General features: G+C 47.5%; 16 protein-coding genes and 1 pseudogene. 8 read left to right on the top strand and 9 right to left on the bottom strand.

The features are described 5' to 3' along the window. Nucleotide 1 precedes the first annotated feature (1 nt). The gene (gene uidA / locus MKX76_RS17600; protein ID WP_028404395.1) at nt 2-1,801 is read left to right on the top strand and encodes a beta-glucuronidase; all 1,800 of its coding nucleotides are present in this window, start codon (nt 2-4) and stop codon (nt 1,799-1,801) included. A gap of 189 nt (nt 1,802-1,990) precedes the next feature. On the opposite strand, the gene MKX76_RS17595 is transcribed toward uidA, so the two are convergent. The 6 genes from MKX76_RS17595 to ssuC all read right to left on the bottom strand — a co-directional run bounded on the left by MKX76_RS17595 (nt 1,991) and on the right by ssuC (nt 7,881). Further along, the gene (locus tag MKX76_RS17595; RefSeq protein WP_341034308.1) at nt 1,991-2,977 is read right to left on the bottom strand and encodes an ABC transporter substrate-binding protein; all 987 of its coding nucleotides are present in this window, start codon (nt 2,975-2,977) and stop codon (nt 1,991-1,993) included. A 27-nt stretch (nt 2,978-3,004) separates the two neighbouring features. After that, nucleotides 3,005-4,147 (bottom strand): LLM class flavin-dependent oxidoreductase, encoded by a 1,143-nt coding sequence (locus MKX76_RS17590; RefSeq protein ID WP_028404393.1) that lies wholly within the window; start codon nt 4,145-4,147, stop codon nt 3,005-3,007. 1 nt (nt 4,148) lies between these two features. Next, nucleotides 4,149-5,048, bottom strand: coding sequence for an aliphatic sulfonate ABC transporter substrate-binding protein (locus MKX76_RS17585; protein WP_028404392.1), 900 nt, complete (start codon nt 5,046-5,048; stop codon nt 4,149-4,151). Then, on the bottom strand, nt 5,045-6,061 hold the full coding sequence (locus MKX76_RS17580; RefSeq protein ID WP_028404391.1) for an ABC transporter substrate-binding protein: 1,017 nt from the start codon (nt 6,059-6,061) through the stop codon (nt 5,045-5,047). Before MKX76_RS17580 ends, MKX76_RS17585 begins: the two co-directional genes overlap by 4 nt. A gap of 229 nt (nt 6,062-6,290) precedes the next feature. After that, nucleotides 6,291-7,088: an ATP-binding cassette domain-containing protein gene (locus MKX76_RS17575; RefSeq protein ID WP_028404390.1), complete on the bottom strand. Its 798-nt coding sequence runs from the start codon at nt 7,086-7,088 to the stop codon at nt 6,291-6,293. Between the two features lie 13 nt (nt 7,089-7,101). Next, nucleotides 7,102-7,881, bottom strand: coding sequence for an aliphatic sulfonate ABC transporter permease SsuC (gene ssuC / locus MKX76_RS17570; RefSeq protein WP_028404389.1), 780 nt, complete (start codon nt 7,879-7,881; stop codon nt 7,102-7,104). A gap of 287 nt (nt 7,882-8,168) precedes the next feature. Between ssuC and MKX76_RS17565 the strand changes: the two genes are divergently transcribed. Beyond that, nucleotides 8,169-8,651: a hypothetical protein gene (locus MKX76_RS17565; protein WP_232239257.1), complete on the top strand. Its 483-nt coding sequence runs from the start codon at nt 8,169-8,171 to the stop codon at nt 8,649-8,651. Between the two features lie 223 nt (nt 8,652-8,874). Here the strand turns inward: MKX76_RS17565 and MKX76_RS17560 are convergent, their stop codons facing one another. Continuing rightward, nucleotides 8,875-10,686 (bottom strand): Ig-like domain-containing protein, encoded by a 1,812-nt coding sequence (locus tag MKX76_RS17560; protein WP_213614888.1) that lies wholly within the window; start codon nt 10,684-10,686, stop codon nt 8,875-8,877. Nucleotides 10,687-11,209: 523 nt separating this feature from the next. Here MKX76_RS17560 and MKX76_RS17555 point away from each other — a divergent pair. The 3 genes from MKX76_RS17555 (at nt 11,210) to MKX76_RS17545 (ending at nt 13,733) form a co-directional block, all read left to right on the top strand. Continuing rightward, nucleotides 11,210-11,944, top strand: coding sequence for an SMI1/KNR4 family protein (locus MKX76_RS17555; protein WP_341034307.1), 735 nt, complete (start codon nt 11,210-11,212; stop codon nt 11,942-11,944). A 150-nt stretch (nt 11,945-12,094) separates the two neighbouring features. Beyond that, nucleotides 12,095-13,267, top strand: a complete 1,173-nt coding sequence (locus MKX76_RS17550) for a WXG100 family type VII secretion target (protein WP_340897186.1) — start codon at nt 12,095-12,097, stop codon at nt 13,265-13,267. Nucleotides 13,268-13,286: 19 nt separating this feature from the next. Continuing rightward, a complete protein-coding gene (locus MKX76_RS17545; RefSeq protein WP_340897184.1) occupies nt 13,287-13,733 on the top strand; it encodes a contact-dependent growth inhibition system immunity protein in 447 nt (148 codons plus the stop codon). Nucleotides 13,734-14,129: 396 nt separating this feature from the next. Here MKX76_RS17545 and MKX76_RS17540 read toward each other — a convergent pair. Further along, nucleotides 14,130-14,240 (bottom strand): annotated as a pseudogene (locus tag MKX76_RS17540) (putative holin-like toxin); the annotation flags it as partial. 53 nt (nt 14,241-14,293) lie between these two features. Here MKX76_RS17540 and MKX76_RS17535 point away from each other — a divergent pair. Together MKX76_RS17535 and MKX76_RS17530 are read left to right on the top strand one after the other, a co-directional pair. Continuing rightward, on the top strand, nt 14,294-14,638 hold the full coding sequence (locus MKX76_RS17535; protein WP_340897182.1) for a hypothetical protein: 345 nt from the start codon (nt 14,294-14,296) through the stop codon (nt 14,636-14,638). A 318-nt stretch (nt 14,639-14,956) separates the two neighbouring features. Beyond that, nucleotides 14,957-15,460 carry a C40 family peptidase gene (locus MKX76_RS17530; RefSeq protein WP_007131131.1) on the top strand — a complete coding sequence of 168 codons (504 nt, stop codon included), beginning with the start codon at nt 14,957-14,959 and terminating at the stop codon, nt 15,458-15,460. A 324-nt stretch (nt 15,461-15,784) separates the two neighbouring features. On the opposite strand, the gene MKX76_RS17525 is transcribed toward MKX76_RS17530, so the two are convergent. After that, the gene (locus tag MKX76_RS17525) at nt 15,785-17,170 is read right to left on the bottom strand and encodes a helix-turn-helix domain-containing protein (RefSeq protein ID WP_341034305.1); all 1,386 of its coding nucleotides are present in this window, start codon (nt 17,168-17,170) and stop codon (nt 15,785-15,787) included. A 205-nt stretch (nt 17,171-17,375) separates the two neighbouring features. Between MKX76_RS17525 and MKX76_RS17520 the strand changes: the two genes are divergently transcribed. After that, the gene (locus MKX76_RS17520) at nt 17,376-17,930 is read left to right on the top strand and encodes a hypothetical protein (protein ID WP_340897176.1); all 555 of its coding nucleotides are present in this window, start codon (nt 17,376-17,378) and stop codon (nt 17,928-17,930) included. Nucleotides 17,931-18,083: the final 153 nt, after the last annotated feature.

The following is an 18,083-nucleotide window of genomic DNA, read 5'->3' as shown; positions in this document are numbered from 1 at the left end:
CATGCTTTATCCCATTATGACCGCATCCCGGACGGTCTTCGATTTAAACGGAATATGGAATTTTAAACTTGATTCCGGCAACGGATTCGCCGAGAAATGGCAGGAACGTCCGCTTTCGGATACGATCCCGATGGCGGTACCTTCCTCATACAATGATGTGGGCGTGAGCGCCGAAATTCGAGATCATGTCGGCTGGGTGTGGTATGAGCGGGAATTCATCGTTCCAAGCATGCTTTCCACAGAGCGAATCGTTCTCCGATTCGGATCGGCCACGCATGAGGCGAAGGTGTACGTCAACGGCCGCTTGGCGGCCGGGCACGCGGGCGGGTTTACGCCGTTCGAGACCGAAATCAACGAATGGTTAACCGAAGGGAAAAACCGGCTTACCGTTGCGGTCTGTAACGTGCTTGATGAATCAACGCTGCCCGTCGGCAACTATTCAGAGCAGGAGGTTGAAGGACTCGGCAAAATCGTTCGCAATCGTCCGAATTTTGATTTCTTTAATTATGCGGGACTTCACCGGCCGGTCAAAATCTATACGACGCCTTGGGTCTACATTCGGGATGTCGAGATCGTATCCGGCGTGCAGTCTGATGGATCCGCCTTGGTGAATTATTCGGTGGCTGCAAGCGGCACGGTGGAGACAAAGGTCAGAATCCTGGATGAGGACGGCGTCGTTGTCGCGAGTGGAGAGGGGGCGGAAGGCGAATTAATGATCACGGGAGCGAAGCTCTGGGAGCCGCTGAACGCTTACTTGTACAGGCTGAAAATCGAGCTGCTGCAACATGGTGAGAAGATCGACGAATACGAGCAGCCCTTCGGGATTCGAACGGTGGAAGTGAAAGAAGGAAAGTTCCTCATCAACGGTAAAGCGTTCTACTTTAAAGGATTCGGCAAGCACGAGGATTCCCCGATTCACGGCAGGGGATTCAACGAGGCAGCCAACGTGATGGATTTTCGCTTGATGAAATGGATCGGCGCCAATTCGTTCCGGACGTCCCATTATCCGTACTCGGAAGAGCTCATGCGGCTAGCCGACCGGGAAGGCTTTGTCGTGATCGACGAGGTGGCAGCTGTCGGCTTGCATTTGAATTTCATGGCGATTCATGCAAAGGGCCCGAAACGGAATACGTGGAAGGAAATCAAAACCGGCGAGGCGCATCGGGAGGCCATTCGTGAATTGATTGCGAGGGACAAAAACCACGCCTGTGTCGTGATGTGGTCAATCGCCAACGAGCCGGCAACGGCGGAGGACGGGGCGTATGAGTACTTTGAACCGCTGTTCCGGCTGGCGAAGGAATGCGATCCGCAGCAGCGTCCCGTCACGGTAGTGACCTTGCAGGAAGGCAGCCCCGAAGATTGCAAGGTATCGGATCTGGCGGATGTCCTGTGCTTAAACCGCTACTACGGTTGGTATGTGGAAGGCGGGGAGTGGGAGTTGGCTCAGGCCAAGCTCCGCCGCGAACTCGAAGGCTGGAACAAACGTTGCCCGGACAAACCGATCATCATGACGGAATACGGCGCGGATACGATCGCCGGGTTTCACGATGTCGATCCCGTCATGTTCACCGAGGAGTTTCAGGTCAAATTTTTGCAGGCGAATCACGAAGTCTTTGACGAATGCAGAAATTTCGCCGGGGAACACGTATGGAATTTCGCCGACTTCCATACAAGTCAAAATATCATTCGGGTTCAAGGAAACAAAAAAGGCGTATTTACCCGCGACCGCAAACCAAAAGCCGCTGCACACGAGCTGAGAAAGCGGTGGCATTCGATTCCCGATTTTGAGTACAAGCCGTAAATTTTCCTGTCCCGCAATGATAAGGAAGGGGCTTTAAACGGGAAGGCAAGGAGCTTAGTCTCCTTGCCTTTTTCAATATTAAACGTGACCAGGGTCATGACTGCCCTACCGCCAAATGAAGTTCCTCTTGTTTTAGTTTACCGAGCAATGCTCGACGCTCACCGCTCCTCTAACCTTCCTCAAGAGGCTTCACTTCAATGTCCTCACATCCACCGTATTGGACAGGACATCCACTTCATTCGGAATAATCCCTTTCTCAAACATATAATCGGCGACCGCTTGCCAACGTTGGCGGACGGTGTCATCAATCGGGTCAAACGGGTATAAAGAGCCTTCCAGCTGCTGACGAGCCACAGGCTCGGAGACGCCTTGGATGTCCTGAATTAATTGGACAGTGTGATCGGCGTCGCCGGATAGAAGCGCGGACTCTTCATTCAAGCCTTCGAACACTTCATGGACGAGCTCAGGATGCTCCTTCAGGAAGCCGTTTCGCACAATATACACCGTATCGTTCTCGGATTCGATGTCGCCTGCGGAAATGACCAGCTCTGCACCGAAATCGACGAGCGCCACGGCCGTAAAAGACCCCCATGTCGCCCAAGCGTCAACTTGCCCGCTTTCAAAGGCAGGCCCCGCTTCCGTTGGCGGAAGATAGACGATCTCGACTTGGCTCGCATCGAGTCCGCCTTTCTCCAGCGCTTTATATAGTAAGTATTCGCCCGTGCCGCCGCGGTTGACGGCGATTCTTTTGCCCCGAAGGTCGGAAGGACCCTTGATGCCGGCTTCCGGCTTGGCCACAATGCCTTGATTATTTTGATCGCCAGGCTGCTTCGTAAAAATCGTAAATTCCGAGGAGCCCCCGACAAGGGCGCTGATGGCTGCCGTAATCGAGCCGATCGTGATGTCGATCGAACCGGCGTTTAACGCCTCGATCGCCGGCGACATGGCGGCGAAACCGCCGGTTTTTTCAATGCTCGCTCCGGCTGCTTCCAGCCTTTTATACAGGGGCCCGCCTTCCTCGGATAGACTTAATGGCTGGGCACTGCGCAGGATGCCAAGACGAACGGGGACGGCCTCATCCTGGGCATTGGCTTGTTTCGCTTGGCCGGCTTTACCGCAAGCCGATAACGTAACTAACAGAAATATGAATAGTACCTGCAAGCTTATTTTTCGCATAGGACACTTCCCTTTTTGCCGGATCGTTTAATGGATGTTATGAGCCCACGTGAAGACCTTCTCCTGTTCTTCTAGCTTCGGCGTCGTTACGGCCTGACGGTTCACGCGCAGATGGGGCAGGATGTATTCTCCTACACGGTAAGCTTCTTCAAGCAGCGGAACACCGGAGAAAATAAACGTTGAAATGCCCGCATCCTGATACTCTTTTATGCGCGCCAGCACGGTTGCCGGACTGCCAACGATCGTGGTGCCCGGACCTGGTCGTACCAGACTCATCCCGGCCCATAAATCCGGATAAATTTCGAGCTCCCGCGCGTCTTTAGGAATTTGGCCGTTGTGATTGCGCAGCATGCGCTGCTGCCCCACCGAATCGCTGTTTCGAAGAATGGTTTGCATATGCTCCACCGTCTGCGGATCCATCGTCTTGAGCAGCCGGTCCGCTTCTTGCCAAGCTTCCTCATCCGTATCGCGCACGATCAGATACAGCCGGATGCCATACCGCATCGTACGGCCTTGCTCAGCAGCTAAAGCTTGAAGATCTTGGATCTTCTCGGCGACCTGCGGAGGCGTTTCGCCCCAGCTCAGGTACGTATCGATGTGCTTGGCGGCCGTGAGGTGAGCCGCTTGCGACGAACCGCCGAACCACAGGGGCGGCGTTGGCTTCTGCGTGGAGGTGAGCTGCAAGGCTTTGCCTTCGGCGGTAATGTACTTGCCATGGAAATCCAGGCTTTCTCCGGCTACCGCTTGCTTCCATACCTGAATCCATTCATCCGTGTAGGCATAACGCTCATCATGCCCAAGCGTTGATCCATAGGCGCGAATTTGCGCCGTGTTCCCGTTCACGATGTTTAATAGGACGCGTCCTCCGGAGAAATCATCGAAGGTTTGCGTCATTTTCGCGGCGAGGACGGGGGAAATCAGCGGCGGATGGACAGCGATGAGAAAACGCATATTGTTCGTGCTGGAGATCAGGGAGGAGCCCAGCACCCACGTATCATGCGGGCCCGTTGCCAGCAAGGCGCCGGTAAATCCTAATTGGTCGACAGCCGAGGCAATCTGCCTCAGGTAAGGCAAATCGATTTTGCGCGCGCCCTCCGTTGACCAAGGACTGCGGCCATCCGGCGCGGTTAAATACCAATACACTTCAACGTTCTCTTGGTGTGCAGCCATGCTATTCTCCTCCAATTTCTACGGGTACGGGCAGAACGGCATCGGAAACGACAATGCTTTTCGGCAAAATATGCTGCCTTGCCAACAGATCGGCAACCCGCTGCTGTTCGGTTATGAACTCCTCGGTAATCGGCTGCAGCCCCCAAGGTCTCCGCTGAAGCGCGGCTTCCCATGAATCCGCGGATGGCCAATCGGGCAGGTCCCGGGCAAACAGCTCCGCCGCTTCGCGCGTGTTGTCTTGAATCCATTGATCTGCTTGCTGCAGCGCTTCAACGACGGCCTTAAGCAGCTGCGGCTGATTCGTCGCAAAATCCCGGCTGGCAAACCATACGGAACGGTGGGAGATATGGGACTCAAGCGGCACCAGCGTGCGAATGAGACCTTTGTTATGCAGCTCCGTCAGCTGCGGATCGTTGCCGACCCAAGCCTCCACTTCTCCGGCCAGCAGTGCTTTCGCCCCCGCATTGCCTACATCCGCACGAGCGACATCATCATATAGAAGACCTGCCTTATCGAGTGCGGTTGCCAGAAAACTCGTATGCCAGGACCCTTCGGACAGCGCAATGCGCAAGCCTTTCAAATCGGCAACGGATTGCACCGGCGATTCCTTGCGCACGACCAAGGCTCCGCTGGCTGTACGAGGATTCGATACCGCAACGTATACGATATCGATACCCGATGCCTGGGCGGTTAACGGCGGGGTAGACCCTGTACCGCCGAAGTCGATTTCACCGGAAGCGATCCGCAGCGGCGTCCTTGCTCCATCGGTGTAATCAACCCAGGCAACGGATGCGTTAAGGTCTTTAAGAATCTCTTCCAAAAAGCCCAAGCGGCGCAATACGAATAACGAATGATTATTAGGATGAACGCCGATGGTTACGTCTGCTTTCGTTTGAGTCATGTGAGGGACACTCCTTTGGCAATGTTTTGTTCAGCCGCGGCTAACGGTTCTGGAAGAATCCAGTCCCATACGTTTACGGGATTCGGGAGGAAACCATGCTCGAACAGGAATCTGCTCTGGGCTTCAAGTGCTGTTAAATAGTCTTCACGCAGTGACGGTCGAAGGGAAATATTGCGATATGCGGAAGCTACATATTCGGAGGAAGCGCCGGTTTCCTTCGTAACGACCCGAATGAAATCCTCGGGATGATCTTTGGACCAATCAGCGGCACGAAGCAGAGAAGTGAGAATTTGCTCCACGATATGCTCCTGCTCCGTCAAGGCCGTATCGACCGTCACGGTTCGGGGCACGCCATTGTTGACTCGCACCAGCGGATCCGGATGGAACCCGAGCTCGATCACTTCCTTAAGCCCGACCGTACGGGCAACCTCCAGCCCGGTAGCTCCTTTGACAAAAACAGCATCGATCTCACGCCGCTGCAGCGCCTCGATTTCGGTATTCCACGAATCCCTTCTTCCTTCACGAACCGCTTCAAGATGGGTGATGTTGACGTCATCCAGCGTAAGATTCGCCAGCGAGAGCGCATTATGAAACCCGCGAAGCGCTTGGGCCGCTCGAAAATCGATCTCCAAATATCCATGACGAGGAATTCCGATCCGTCTTCCGTGCAGATCGCCAGGCTCCTGAAGATCCGAGTCGGGAAGGGTAAGAATGGCTTGGTATTCATCGACCCAGCTTAGCCCGATCAGCCGCGTATCACTCCCGGTGGAGCGTGCCCATAAAGCCGGAATGTTGCCTCCTTCCCGCACCAGGAATGGCAAGGTGTGATTAAAATGCGCATCAGGCAAAGCTTGACGGGTGTCTCGCGTTAGCTCCGCTGCCGTACATCCGGACTTTTCAAGCTCCTGATCAAGCAGCCCGAGGTCAAGGGCCAAACTGGCTGCTGTCGGAACGGGGCAGCGGGTAATCCTAATTTCTTTTACGATTTCTTGCGGACTATCGATGTTGGGCATGGTTTCTATAGCTCCTTTCTTTTTCTAGATATCAGAACGTATAAACTTCGGAGAATCTGCTGCCTGGTATCGCAAGAGAAACTACCGCTAAACGCGGTCTGTCTTCTTTGAAAGTACGTCGATAGACGTTTTTCTTACGGTTTCACGTCCGGTCAAACGCTCGCTTGTGATCCACCTCCTTCAAGAAATGGTTATGGAATTCCCTCCCGAGCGGGATGGCGTTAGACACCTATGAACCTTTCTTTAAGGGATAGGGGAGGCTTTCTGTTTCATGACGGCTTGTCACTTCGGTTATGCCCAAGACCCGTTTCAGGATGTGATCGATGAATGCGGCCACTTCGGCATTTCCCCGTTGACGGGGGCGCGGGAAAGAGACGGCTCGATCCATCGCGATCCGGCCCTCCTCAATGAGGACCACGCGATCGGCCAAGACGACAGCCTCTTCGACATCGTGCGTAATCAGGACGGTCGTAAATGGCTGCTGCTGCCAGAGTGATTCGATCAATTGCTGCATTTCAATGCGGGTCAATGCATCCAGCGCGCCTAAAGGCTCATCGAGCAGCAATAGTTTGGGCTGGCTGGCGAGCGCTCTGGCTAAGGCGACGCGCTGCTTCTGACCGCCGGAGAGCAAGGACGGCCAATCATTGGCCCGGGCACCGAGCCCAACCTGTTCTAAAGCGGCTTCGGCTTTATGACGATCTTCTTTTCGAAGTCCGATCGCTACATTATCGATGACCTTATTCCAGGGCAGCAGCCTGGCATCTTGAAACATCATCCGGGTCTCGGCATGCACATGGTGGACCGGATGGTCATTGATCCATACGCCTCCCGACGTGGCGGGCTCCAATCCGGCGATGACGCGCAATAGCGTGCTTTTCCCGCAGCCGCTTCGCCCGATGATGGCTATGAACTCTCCAGGCTTCACGTCTAACTCAACGCCTCGAAGTACAGGCTGTTCGCCAAAGCTTTTCTGTAATTGGGTTATACGAAGATGCACACCATGGGTAGAGGATTTCAGGGTCGACACATCCTTTCAGGGCTTAGTTGTGATAATTCGGGTTCCAGCGTAAGAACCGCCTCTCTAAGAGTTTGGCGATGGAATCGGCCAGCTTTCCAAATAAGGCATACAGCACAATGGTCAGCAGAATGATATCGGTTTGCATGTATTCTCTTGCATTCATGGCCAGAAAGCCGATGCCCGAATTCGTAGCAATCGTCTCGGATACGATCAGGGTGAGCCACATGATGCCTAAAGCGTAGCGGAGTCCGACCAGAATGGAAGGCAGGGCGCCGGGCAGAACGACTTTCCAGAAGAGCGAAGCGGTGCGCAGCCCGTATACGCTGCCCATTTCGATCAATCCGTTATCCACGGATCGGATGCCGTGCAAGGTATTGATGTAGACCGGGAATAACACGCCGATCGCGACCAAAAATATTTTCGACTCCTCGCCAATGCCAAACCATAGGACGACTAGAGGAATCATCGCCAGATGAGGAACATTGCGTACCATTTGAATCGTGGTATCCAACAATTTTTCAGCGATGGGCGATAAGCCGTTGATGAAGCCCAGTACAAGGCCGATTCCCCCGCCGATTAAGAAACCTATGAATGCTCTTTGAAAGCTGATGGAGACGTGTTCGATTAACTTTCCTGATAACAGCAAATCTTTGAAAGAAAATAAAACGTCTTGAGGCAGGGGGAGGATTTTCCTCGATATCACATCAAGATTGGATAATATGGCCCACACAACGATTAGTAAGATGGGGAGAACCCAAGGCAAACATTTTCCGATCAATGGATTGGACATGAGCTTTCTCATCGCTTCAACTCACCTAGCCTTCAAAAATAGGATCAAAAATAAAAGGCCACAGCTCCAGCAGAATATCCTGCTGAGGCTGTGACCTCCATTTGAATGGTCGGTATCTTTTTAATATTTAATAATTCCTATAAGTTTAATATGGATTTGATTATACTTCCGGATTTTGGTTTCGTCAACCGGAAATGTGCGAGTCCATGGAAGAAGTTATGTTAAAATATGGTGTAATGCAAATTCTCTCTTACGGAAAATACGTACTTGAGTGAAGATGATGTGTAGGAGTGTTTTATATGAACAAAAAAATAGTCTTGTTGTATCTTCTTCTTGTTACGTTGCTCATAACCTCCTGTTCGCCGAAAAACCAGGATCGAATAGAAGAAGAATCCGGCTCGTTGGAGATGGTAAATATTTATTTGTACCGTAACGATTCCCATCGCGTTCAGCCTGAGTTGATCAATGTACAAAGTGATCCTGATTTGCTAAAGACTGCTGCACAATGGGCACATCGTGGAGAGTTTGAACCGTTGCCTGAAACCCAAGAAATAGAGCAAATGTATGTCTTTCAGTTTCAATTTCGGAACGGAGATACCATCCAAGATGTGTATTATATGTACGTTACGGACACGAGTAATAAGCAGTACATGAAGGAATTTGAAGGGAGTCTTAAAAAGGATACCGACAAATTTGACGATTTGGAAAAAGAACGGATACTAAATTTAATTGGACTTGAGAGCTGGAAAAAGGTTTCAGCATCAGACTTATTAAATTCGTGATCGTTACGTGGTAATCAGGGCGAATCTTATATAGACATGAAATGTGTGGGGACAAGAGTGTCTAATATATTATATGGTTTTGGGACGTTCCCCGTATATCACCCAAGGGTGCAATAACTAATATGAACCGCTCCCGCTGGAGGATGTGTTCATTCAAAGGTCACAACTCCAGCACAATTATCTGCTGAGGCTGTGACCTTCATTTAATTTTCGTCAACCGGAATTATTCTGACACAGGTGCATGAACGACCATCACGCTGGCATATGTCATGCTTCCCTTATACTTCGCATAGATTATGGTTTCTCCCGGTTTATGGCCGATCAGATTTCCTTCCTCATCTACTTCGGCAATGTCCGGATTATCGCTGATAAACGTTGTTTGCTTGGTGATGTCGGTTTCCGTATTTGTGTTATAGTCATAGAATGTGACCTTCAGATCAAGACTCGAGCCTTCCATAACTGAATACTCGCCCGAATCCAGTTTGATAGACCCGAAGACGGGATCGAATTCGTCCGTATCTTCAGGGAATACCGTGACGTTTATTCTGGCAGTGAAACCCTCATACGTTGCTTCGACATAGGTTTGTCCCGGCATATGCCCCGTGATCCGGCCCAATGCATCGACATCTGCGATGGCGCTGTCCCCCGCGATGTATACTGCTGCGCTGGACAAATCATCCTTGACCCCGTCGGAATAAACTGCTTGAAGCACGGTTGTGACGCTTGCGCCTGCTTTCAATTTCTTCTCCTTATCCGTAAACGAGATACCCGTTAGCGTACGTTCCGCTGGCGGCCGGGCCTCGGAAGGAGATACCTTCATCAGCTGAAATTTATTGTCGTCCCCCCGCAAAACGGTTCCAGAGAAAATAAAGCCGCCGTCAGGGGTTGCTGCTGCGGTCCCAATGTTGTAAATTGGAGCCCCCTTAAACAATTCCCTGCTGATAAACCCGCCGTACGCGTCCACGTTTACCACATTGTATTGCTGTCTCCAATCCAAAGCGCCCTTAGTAGTATGTCCTCCCAACATGACGTAGCCGTCTTTTGTCTGGAGCAGGCGATTAAAGGATTCGGAATTCGTACCATCGCGATATGTTTTCTCCCATTGTACCTGTCCGTTCGAATCGGTTTTGGTAAGAACAGTTACACGTTTACGATCCATATATTTGGAGCTTAAGATCACATAACCTCCATCCTCCGAAGCAATAATCGATTGGCCAGTCCAGCGGCTGCCTGGGTCAGCGAATTGTTTCAACCAGACCTGTTGGCCTTGATCATCAATCTTCACCATCAGCAGCGCATCAAGTTCTTTCGATTCATATTCGACATTGCCTCCAAAGCCAACAGCGATATAACCGCCGTCAGTCGCGGGGATCAGATCGTATATAGAGTCGGCAGTACCCGAAAAACGGTACCTTTTGTACCACAGCGTCTCTCCGTTTTTATCGATTTTTGTAATATTCGGTGTTTCATAGGCGACACCTCTTGAAATCCCTGTGCCGGCAATTAAAAAGCTGCCGTCGTCCGTTTCGACAATAGCTTCGGGGGTATTAGAGAATCCGTCATTGACCAGAGCCTTCTCCCACAGCACATTCCCCGATGAATCCAATCGGACTATGAACAACTGGTGGATGGGTTCACCGTCTCCCCTCGCTGAACCTACAACAAGGTATCCTCCGTCTTTTGGTTCAATGGCCAGATATGCCGTGCTGTTGTCCGAATTATTTTTCAGTTTCTGTTCCCATTCCACCTGTCCTTCCGCATCAAGCTTCAGAATATAGGACTTTTGAAACAAAGACCACTGCCAATCCTCCGGTCCAACCTTTTCCTTCTCGTATATGCTTCCTAAGGCTAAGTAGCCGCCGTCAGAAGTCGAGATCACTCCTTTCCCGGTGGAGTTGCTTCCGTAATCCCTGGACCATTCGACAGCTGATTGCACCTCTTCGGCAGCCGCATGTCCCAATCCGGACAGAAACCCAAACGTCAGCAGCACCCCGGCAATGCATACCGTAATAAACCGCGAAAAGATTCTTGTCATAATCAAACCCCTTTCGATACAAATGATGTATTTGACTTGAGAATTTGTTGATATCCTCTGTCAAATTCATTATTCATTTGATTCTAAGGTGTTGGTATCCCACAAACTTCATAATTCCCTACTGCATTGGAACCATCTTCCATATTTTGAATCTAATAATAAGTCGTGCTCATGGGACTAAAGGGAATACCTTCATGACTCTTTCCTTGCTATGAAAAAAAGAAGCCGGCGGATCCGCCGGATTTCCTAATATTTGTTCACCCGGAAGTTCGAAAGCATCACTCTATGAAAACGTAACAAGGGTGCTGGATCTTTGATAGAATGGTTTTTGACGAAAACAAATTATCCAAAGATAGGGGCAATCATTAGGTGTACGCTACCCCCGCAATCTTCAGCAAAATCAAAACTAAAGAAACCGAATAAACTAGATTGGATTCGTTGTGATGGGTGGAAGAAGGCTCTCTGGCAGGGAGTTCCGGAAGCTTGTTTAAGGATGTAGACGTCGAGGAGGTTGACTCAATTAATGAAAGCGACAATCGAAGGACTTCTCCGTGTATTAGGGGAGCATCATAAAGAGGCCCACGGCATTCCGGAAGCGGACATCCAGGCCAAGGAACAGAGCCTTGGCTTTCGGTTGCCGGTGGTCTTGCGGGATTATTATAAGAATTTGGGACGTTCCCCATATATCACCCAAGGGTGCAATAACCAATATGAACCGCTCCCGCTGCAAGATGTGTTCATTCCGGATAAAACGTTTTTCACGACAGACAAGGCATTCCTGGTCTTCTATCAAGTGGAGGAATCCGTGATCTATTGCGGGATCCGCATTCAGGATTTGGAGAAGGAGGATCCACCAGTCTATCTCTGCGATAGGAACTCACCCGACTGGCAGCTGGAAAACCGGTCACTTCAGCATTTTCTAGCTGGTAAGGCATTTGTGCAGTTGGGCGTCGAGGATCGGCTGCCGTATTGGGCCATTTTCGATGAGAGCATGTGGGGCTTGTCCGACTATTGCCGCAGCATGCATTTGGAGCGGGAGCATGAGATTGATGAGGGGTCAGAACTGAATGCATGGAAAATCTACGTAAAGGATGATGTGCTGATTGTGTTCGAGCTCTACGTATCCGAAGAGGAAACGGATGACGTGTTGGCTGTGTACCTGGCGTCTTTCGAGCGAGCCAATTTGGGGAAGCTGTTGAGCGGGATGGGGCGAGCGGCCAATTTGCCTGCGTTTCGATCGAATCAATCAGAATCGTGATGATTCTTGTGTAGTACGTTGCAGATTTGGCAGTTCTGATAGGCACTTTCGGCTGAGCGAAGCTGCGTATAAGAGAGGACCTTGGAACCTTTTCCAGTTATTTGAAGTAGGGTAGAATGACTATCTAGCAAATGATGAAGAGGTTGAATTATGTCCAAAATCCTTGTGCCTCCTGAGGTGCTGCTGTCGGTGTCAGAGCAGTTCAATCGAGCCTCCAATCAGTTGGAGGCGAATTCAAACACGCTGAACCAACACATTCAGATGCTGGCGTCATGTTGGGACGGGACCACGTGCTCGCGTTTTTATTATGATTTCCAGCAGGCGTATCGCGACATGAAATTGACGATTGAGCATATGCAGGTGACTTCTCAGGAATTAAAAAAAATTGCTTATAAATTCATGCAGGTCGACAATGAGCAGGGAAACTTAGACCCTAGGTGCGCATCTCCACAGACCCTGAACTCTTTGGGGATGAGCAATGTCCACTATGAAAAGGCCATCAAGGAAAAATCGTTTGGAGACCATGTCAATGAACTGGGAATGGAATTTAAAGCATTCGGCGTGGGAGTTCAGGCAGCTGCCGCCGAGATGTGGGACTCAGCTAAAGATACGGCGAACGCCTTGATCGAGGAACCGGTCGAGACTGGGAAGCAGATGGCATACAATGCTACGATCGGGACCGCGGAGGAGATTGTAAAGACAACGATTTGGGGTGCCAAAATGGCACTTGATATCGGTGACACCCGCGAGAAATTCGGTGAGGAGGTCCAGGCGGAGCAAGAACTAATCAATGAGATGGGCACATCGACCTACCTGGGTCAGCAGGCTGCCATGATTTTCGGCGGCTTTGCCTTGAAACGACTTGGTGTCAAGGATACGCCTAACCTCAAGAAAGATTCTGGTGGCGATGGGGGTAAGGGTGGAGCGGGGACTGGTGATCTTAATAGGGTAATCTCAAGTATTGATGATTTATCGGATTCTTCCAAATCAATGATTACCACTAGTCAGAGGGCAACTTTGAATCAACAGGAAAGAACATATTCGCATTTAACCGCAATGGATTTAAAAGGAGCTCAGAGGGACTTAGATGGTAACCCAGTTCCAAAACCAGGTGGAGGTTATTATGATCATGCTCAAGAAGTTTCCGATGCATATCGTGGTTTAGTAGATTTGAAAAAAAGTTGGGAAGGAATGCTTAAAAATCCCAATTTAGATACTGAACTTCGCCAACTTTACACGTCAAAGTTGAATGAAGTAAATAATACAATGAAAAAGATAGAAGATATGTTTGCTCCCCGCGGGGGAGTGTTTCCACCAAAATAATGATTGGGGCTATGTAAATATGTACGATAGAAAGAAGAAGTTAAAAGAGTTTTTATCTGATGACGAATATGAGGTTATAGTACAAAATGCAACGAATTTTTCCGATATGCCACTGCCCGTATGGCACCTGGAAATTGCGAAAAAAAGTCTAAGTGAGTTGTCAAATTTTGATCTAATTCGCTGTATTCGCCAAGATGTTTTTACAAACTTAGCAACGTATGAAATTATTGAAAGGATTGATGAAAATAATACTCCTTTCTATGCTGATATTGATTCGCTGGAGCTAATGGAAAAACTATCGTCCGTTAGTGGGGAAATTCTCTCGACACATAAGGATAAATTAAATAGAATGATTGAAAATATTAAAAAAAAGAATTTAATAGATTTAGCAGATGTTTGGATGTTTGATGAACAGAAGGAAACGTACCAAGGTTATGTTGAAACGATAGAAAGAAAAATTCATTAATGTAAGGATATGATTTTTGGCAGGGGCTACCCAGTGCCGAAAGAGCCTTACATTTAACTATAACGCATATAACCCATATGGTATAATGACCGATGCCCGTCTCGCATCACACACTGCGAGAGATAATGCAAATGCTCGTCCCCCTTTAGAAGAGATCTTGAGGGGGGTAATGGTTTTGCTGGAGGGTGCCTATCATAGACAGCCCTCTTTGTTCTTATGGAAATCTTGGACTATTCTGTAGTAACAATACCAGGTAATATAATGGTACAATATGTAATTAATAATGTGGAGTGAGGATGCAGCTAGCATCCTCACTCTTTAACAACAGCCGCTTCTAAGGGCAGTAGGCAGTTAGAGGGACTAGAAATAGGTCGTTATCCCATCCACGGGCGGCCTATTTCTTTTGTTTTGGTTCAATGCTAAGACAATTGTTACGACCAGCCCGATAAGCGTGACAAGTAGCGAACCGAACTGGATCATTAATGTCAGAGCATCCCTTTCATAAATACGGTATAATTTACTTCCTATGATTTACAGAAATAATGGAAATGGGGTAGAAAATGAAAGAAGTAAAATCCATTAAGTTTTCAATAACATTTTTTCTTATTCTTATTATTTGTTCGGCATGCCTGAGCACTAAGGAAGAAGGGCCAAGTGGAGCTATTTTATTAGATGAATTAAAAGGCTTGTCTGAAAAGGGTGTATCACTGAATTGGGATGATTTCAACAAATACTCTTTTGAGGACATCGGTTCAGGAGTATATATAAGAAAGTATCAAATCGAAGGAGGACACGAGTTATTTATTACAGGTAAAAGCCTAAAGACTCTTCCGGAGAAAATTTATATTATCAATAAAAATGGTAAGGAATTATCTCTTGCTCAGGATGATTTGAGCGTTTTATAGCCGCATGATAGCGGCTTTTTTATTTTAAAGATACAGGATCTTCTCAACTGCTGTTTAGAAATGCGGTCACGAAGTCCATTCCACATGACCCGGATGTTTTATCAGATCGTAAAGAATTTTCTCGAGGAGTTTAAATTAGTGACTCCTATCTTTCGAATAGGCCAATTCATTGGTGAATGAATACATTTTTTAGAGAGCATATTTGCATATAAACGAATAACCAAACCTTTTGTTTGGTTTTGAATAATCTGTAGCATTGCAAAAAAGGTACATGTCACCATTTGTTGATCTATTTTTGAATCTGGAGGGGAGGAACTTATGGCACAGCCGAAAAAAATAAATACGCATGAAAAAATTATTATTGCTGGAATGAAGCATATGAGTAAACCATACAGGTTGGGGGCTGAGCCGTTTCAGACCAAAGAGTTTGATTGCAGCTCATTTGTACAATATCTTTATAGCCAAGTTGACGGGATTCTTCCTCGTACTTCCAGGCAGCAGAGCCTGATCGGCAAAAAAATAAAGAAAGAAAATATTCGAAGAGGAGATTTATTGTTTTTTACCAGTCGGGCCCGATATTCAAAAAAGGGCATTGAAAGGATAGCCCACGTTGCTATTTTTATTGGAAACGACAAAATGATACACTCATGTAAAATGGGTGGTGTCGTTATATCGAAATTATCAGATGTCATCAATAAAAATGATAACAAACGCTGGGATGATTATTATTTATTCGCGAAACGAATATCAAAAGATGAATTGCAAGATCTAATCACAAAACCTCAGGAAAACGCTAGTTCCAAGTTAAAGGCTAAACAGTAAACCCAAATCTTGAAATGTAATAAATTAAGGGGACCATGAAATAAAGCAGAAAGAGCCGTATATTTTCAAATTCCGATCTGCAAAAAACTCGTAAGCCCTAATGATACTACCAGCCCTTGCACAGACTCTTCCTCTAAGCAGGCGATGCTGTGGCTCAGCTAGAAACCACGGCCCTCGAGTGAACTGCCCCCCCAATGTTAGATGATGTCTAACATTAGGGGGGCAGTTGAAATCTCTATTAGAATCGGCTGGTTTTCTTCACTCAAGCATTCAAATGAAGTTACATATTTCTCAATTATACCTTGAGGCCCCGTAGGTAGTGATTCAAGAAATATTTCTTTTCCTGGACCAAGAATCGCCTTCCTTCCGAATTGCTCCATACCGTTGAAGAATGGATGGATTTAATTTGGGCCTTAGATGCTCCATCGTGGTATTGCACCTTACGATGTTGACCGGATTATTGATGCGATAGGAAACTTCAAGACCGTCCAAGAGATACTTCGTTCCTTTGAGGAGGTTGTTCTTCCGTAAATAATAGTCGCCGACATCGATCAGGAAATTGGCAAAGCGGTCATCGATGATATGTCGGGTGTAATTGCCGATGATTCCCCCAGGGCGGAGATGCTCTTCAATGAGCTCCTCAAATCTTTCGAGATAGGGATCCACCTCGAAATGATACATGTTAGCCGCTTGAATGATTTTAAACAACGCTTTTAAAATTTCGTCCTCGTGAGCAGCAATATATTCAATGTACGGTTCAAGAACATCGATATTCCCCTTCATGAGGCGGTACAAATAACGGTTGCCTCTGGCCCATTCCCGAAACTGTTCCTTGGTCTGTTCAGCCTGTTCGTCGGTTTCGATAATCCAGCTCTGGTCCTCGTAGCGGGATAAATAGTAAAGGGCTAGATCATAATCAGCGTTTTCTGCTGCTATCGAACCTAATAACAAATCGGAGTACAAAATATAGCCGAACAATGGTTTTACTGGCTCAAGTTGTCTCCGGTTTGTCTTGATTTGGCTATGCTTCTGAGCGTACAACATTCTTGCGATCCGCCCCATTTCCTGGGCATGCGTCTTGGCTTTGTTCCATTTGCGTAAGGATAATAACGTGTTGGTCAGGTCTTTTAAAGCATCTAATTGCACGCCTTCGGGGACTCGCCGGATATAAGCTTCAAACTGAATGGCGCAGTGCAGGTTATTCTCCTGGTTCTCATTTAAGGAGCAGGTAAAAATCCGGTATTGGCACAAGCCAAGCCGCTCGGCGTGCTGGTACTTCTCACCGTCAGCCACTTTTTTGTATATGATTAGGGCGGCTTCCCGTTTCCCTTGCTGGAATAGTTCTTCCGCACAATCAAAGAGCGGTGCAGCGTAAGATGGATAATCCATCATCATATCGACTGCCTGTGCGACGCAGTCTAGTTTTCCTAGCTCGGCACAGCGCATGATAAAGGGTCCAAGCCGCCGCCAGTTCAAGGATAATTCGTTTAAATATAGATCATAAAAAAATCCTTCTTCTACATCCATAGCTCTTGTAATGGAATCAAGGCTTGAAACGGACAAGGCTTGTTGTCCCTTGATAAACCGGCTGAGCGTTCCCGAATTAATGCCTGCTCGATTGGCAAAAGAAGTGATGCTTAATTGCTCCTTCTCTAGGTATCGTAATAGCTCCCTACTGATCGTAGCCTCTGTAGGTAACAAGAATATCATCCTCCGACCTCGTTATTCCAGAATTTAGGAAATGACTTATATAAGTAATTTAACGCATGATGGTAACTTTAATCAACCATTATTTTGTTTGAATACAATAAGCTATTAAAAACAAGTGAGGTGCTTAATTCTGAGGACTTTTGGAGATAAGAACACATTTGCTATTCAGTATGAGTTTGAAGTTAATCCTTTTAATGAAACCAGTTTGACTGGTGAAACATGGGGGAAGTTTGAATTAATTGTTCGTGGCATGGACGTCTGTCGATATAAAAGACTGAATAGCGAAGCTACCTATCAATGGAATTTGATATACATTGTCGAATGGTTTAGCGAAAATTTAAAGTATATTTTGAGTGAAGAACCATTCCCCTTCCCTGTTGAAGGACAGAACTCACTTGAACTTTTGAATAATAGTCTGTTGTTTGAATCAGACAACGATGATGAGTTTGATGCATGGTTCGATACAAAACAAGAATGGGAGTATAAGCACTCTTGGTTTTCAAATAGAGCAGGTTCATTTTTGCCTGATGTACTTTTCAGAAGGGTTAACGATAAAATAGAGATTGCTTGGAATAATGAATCAATTTACTCTTCGGAAGGAATATCATTTATTAATCCAACTGGAATTGAGTACGTATCACTTGGGATATTTGAATCTACCGTCAAAAGTTTCATTAAGGATTTCTTAGATAATCTTCTGCAAAATTCTAAAAATAAATGTGATGTAGAAGAAGTTTATCAAAAGTTCTTCATCTTCTAACCAATAACACTTCTAACCCATGTAATACCCGGTATAGAGGATAACGGGACGAAAGCGATTCAACATTCGACCATCTTGATCTCGTTCGAAATCTTGCTCTATCTTTGCCGTAATAACTGACCGATTCTGTCAGGAATAAAGGGTTATAATAGA

The organism is Paenibacillus sp. FSL R5-0810, assembly GCF_038002285.1.
Taxonomy (GTDB): Bacteria; Bacillota; Bacilli; order Paenibacillales; family Paenibacillaceae; genus Paenibacillus_AQ; species Paenibacillus_AQ lactis.
This window is presented reverse-complemented; position numbering and strand designations above follow the sequence as displayed.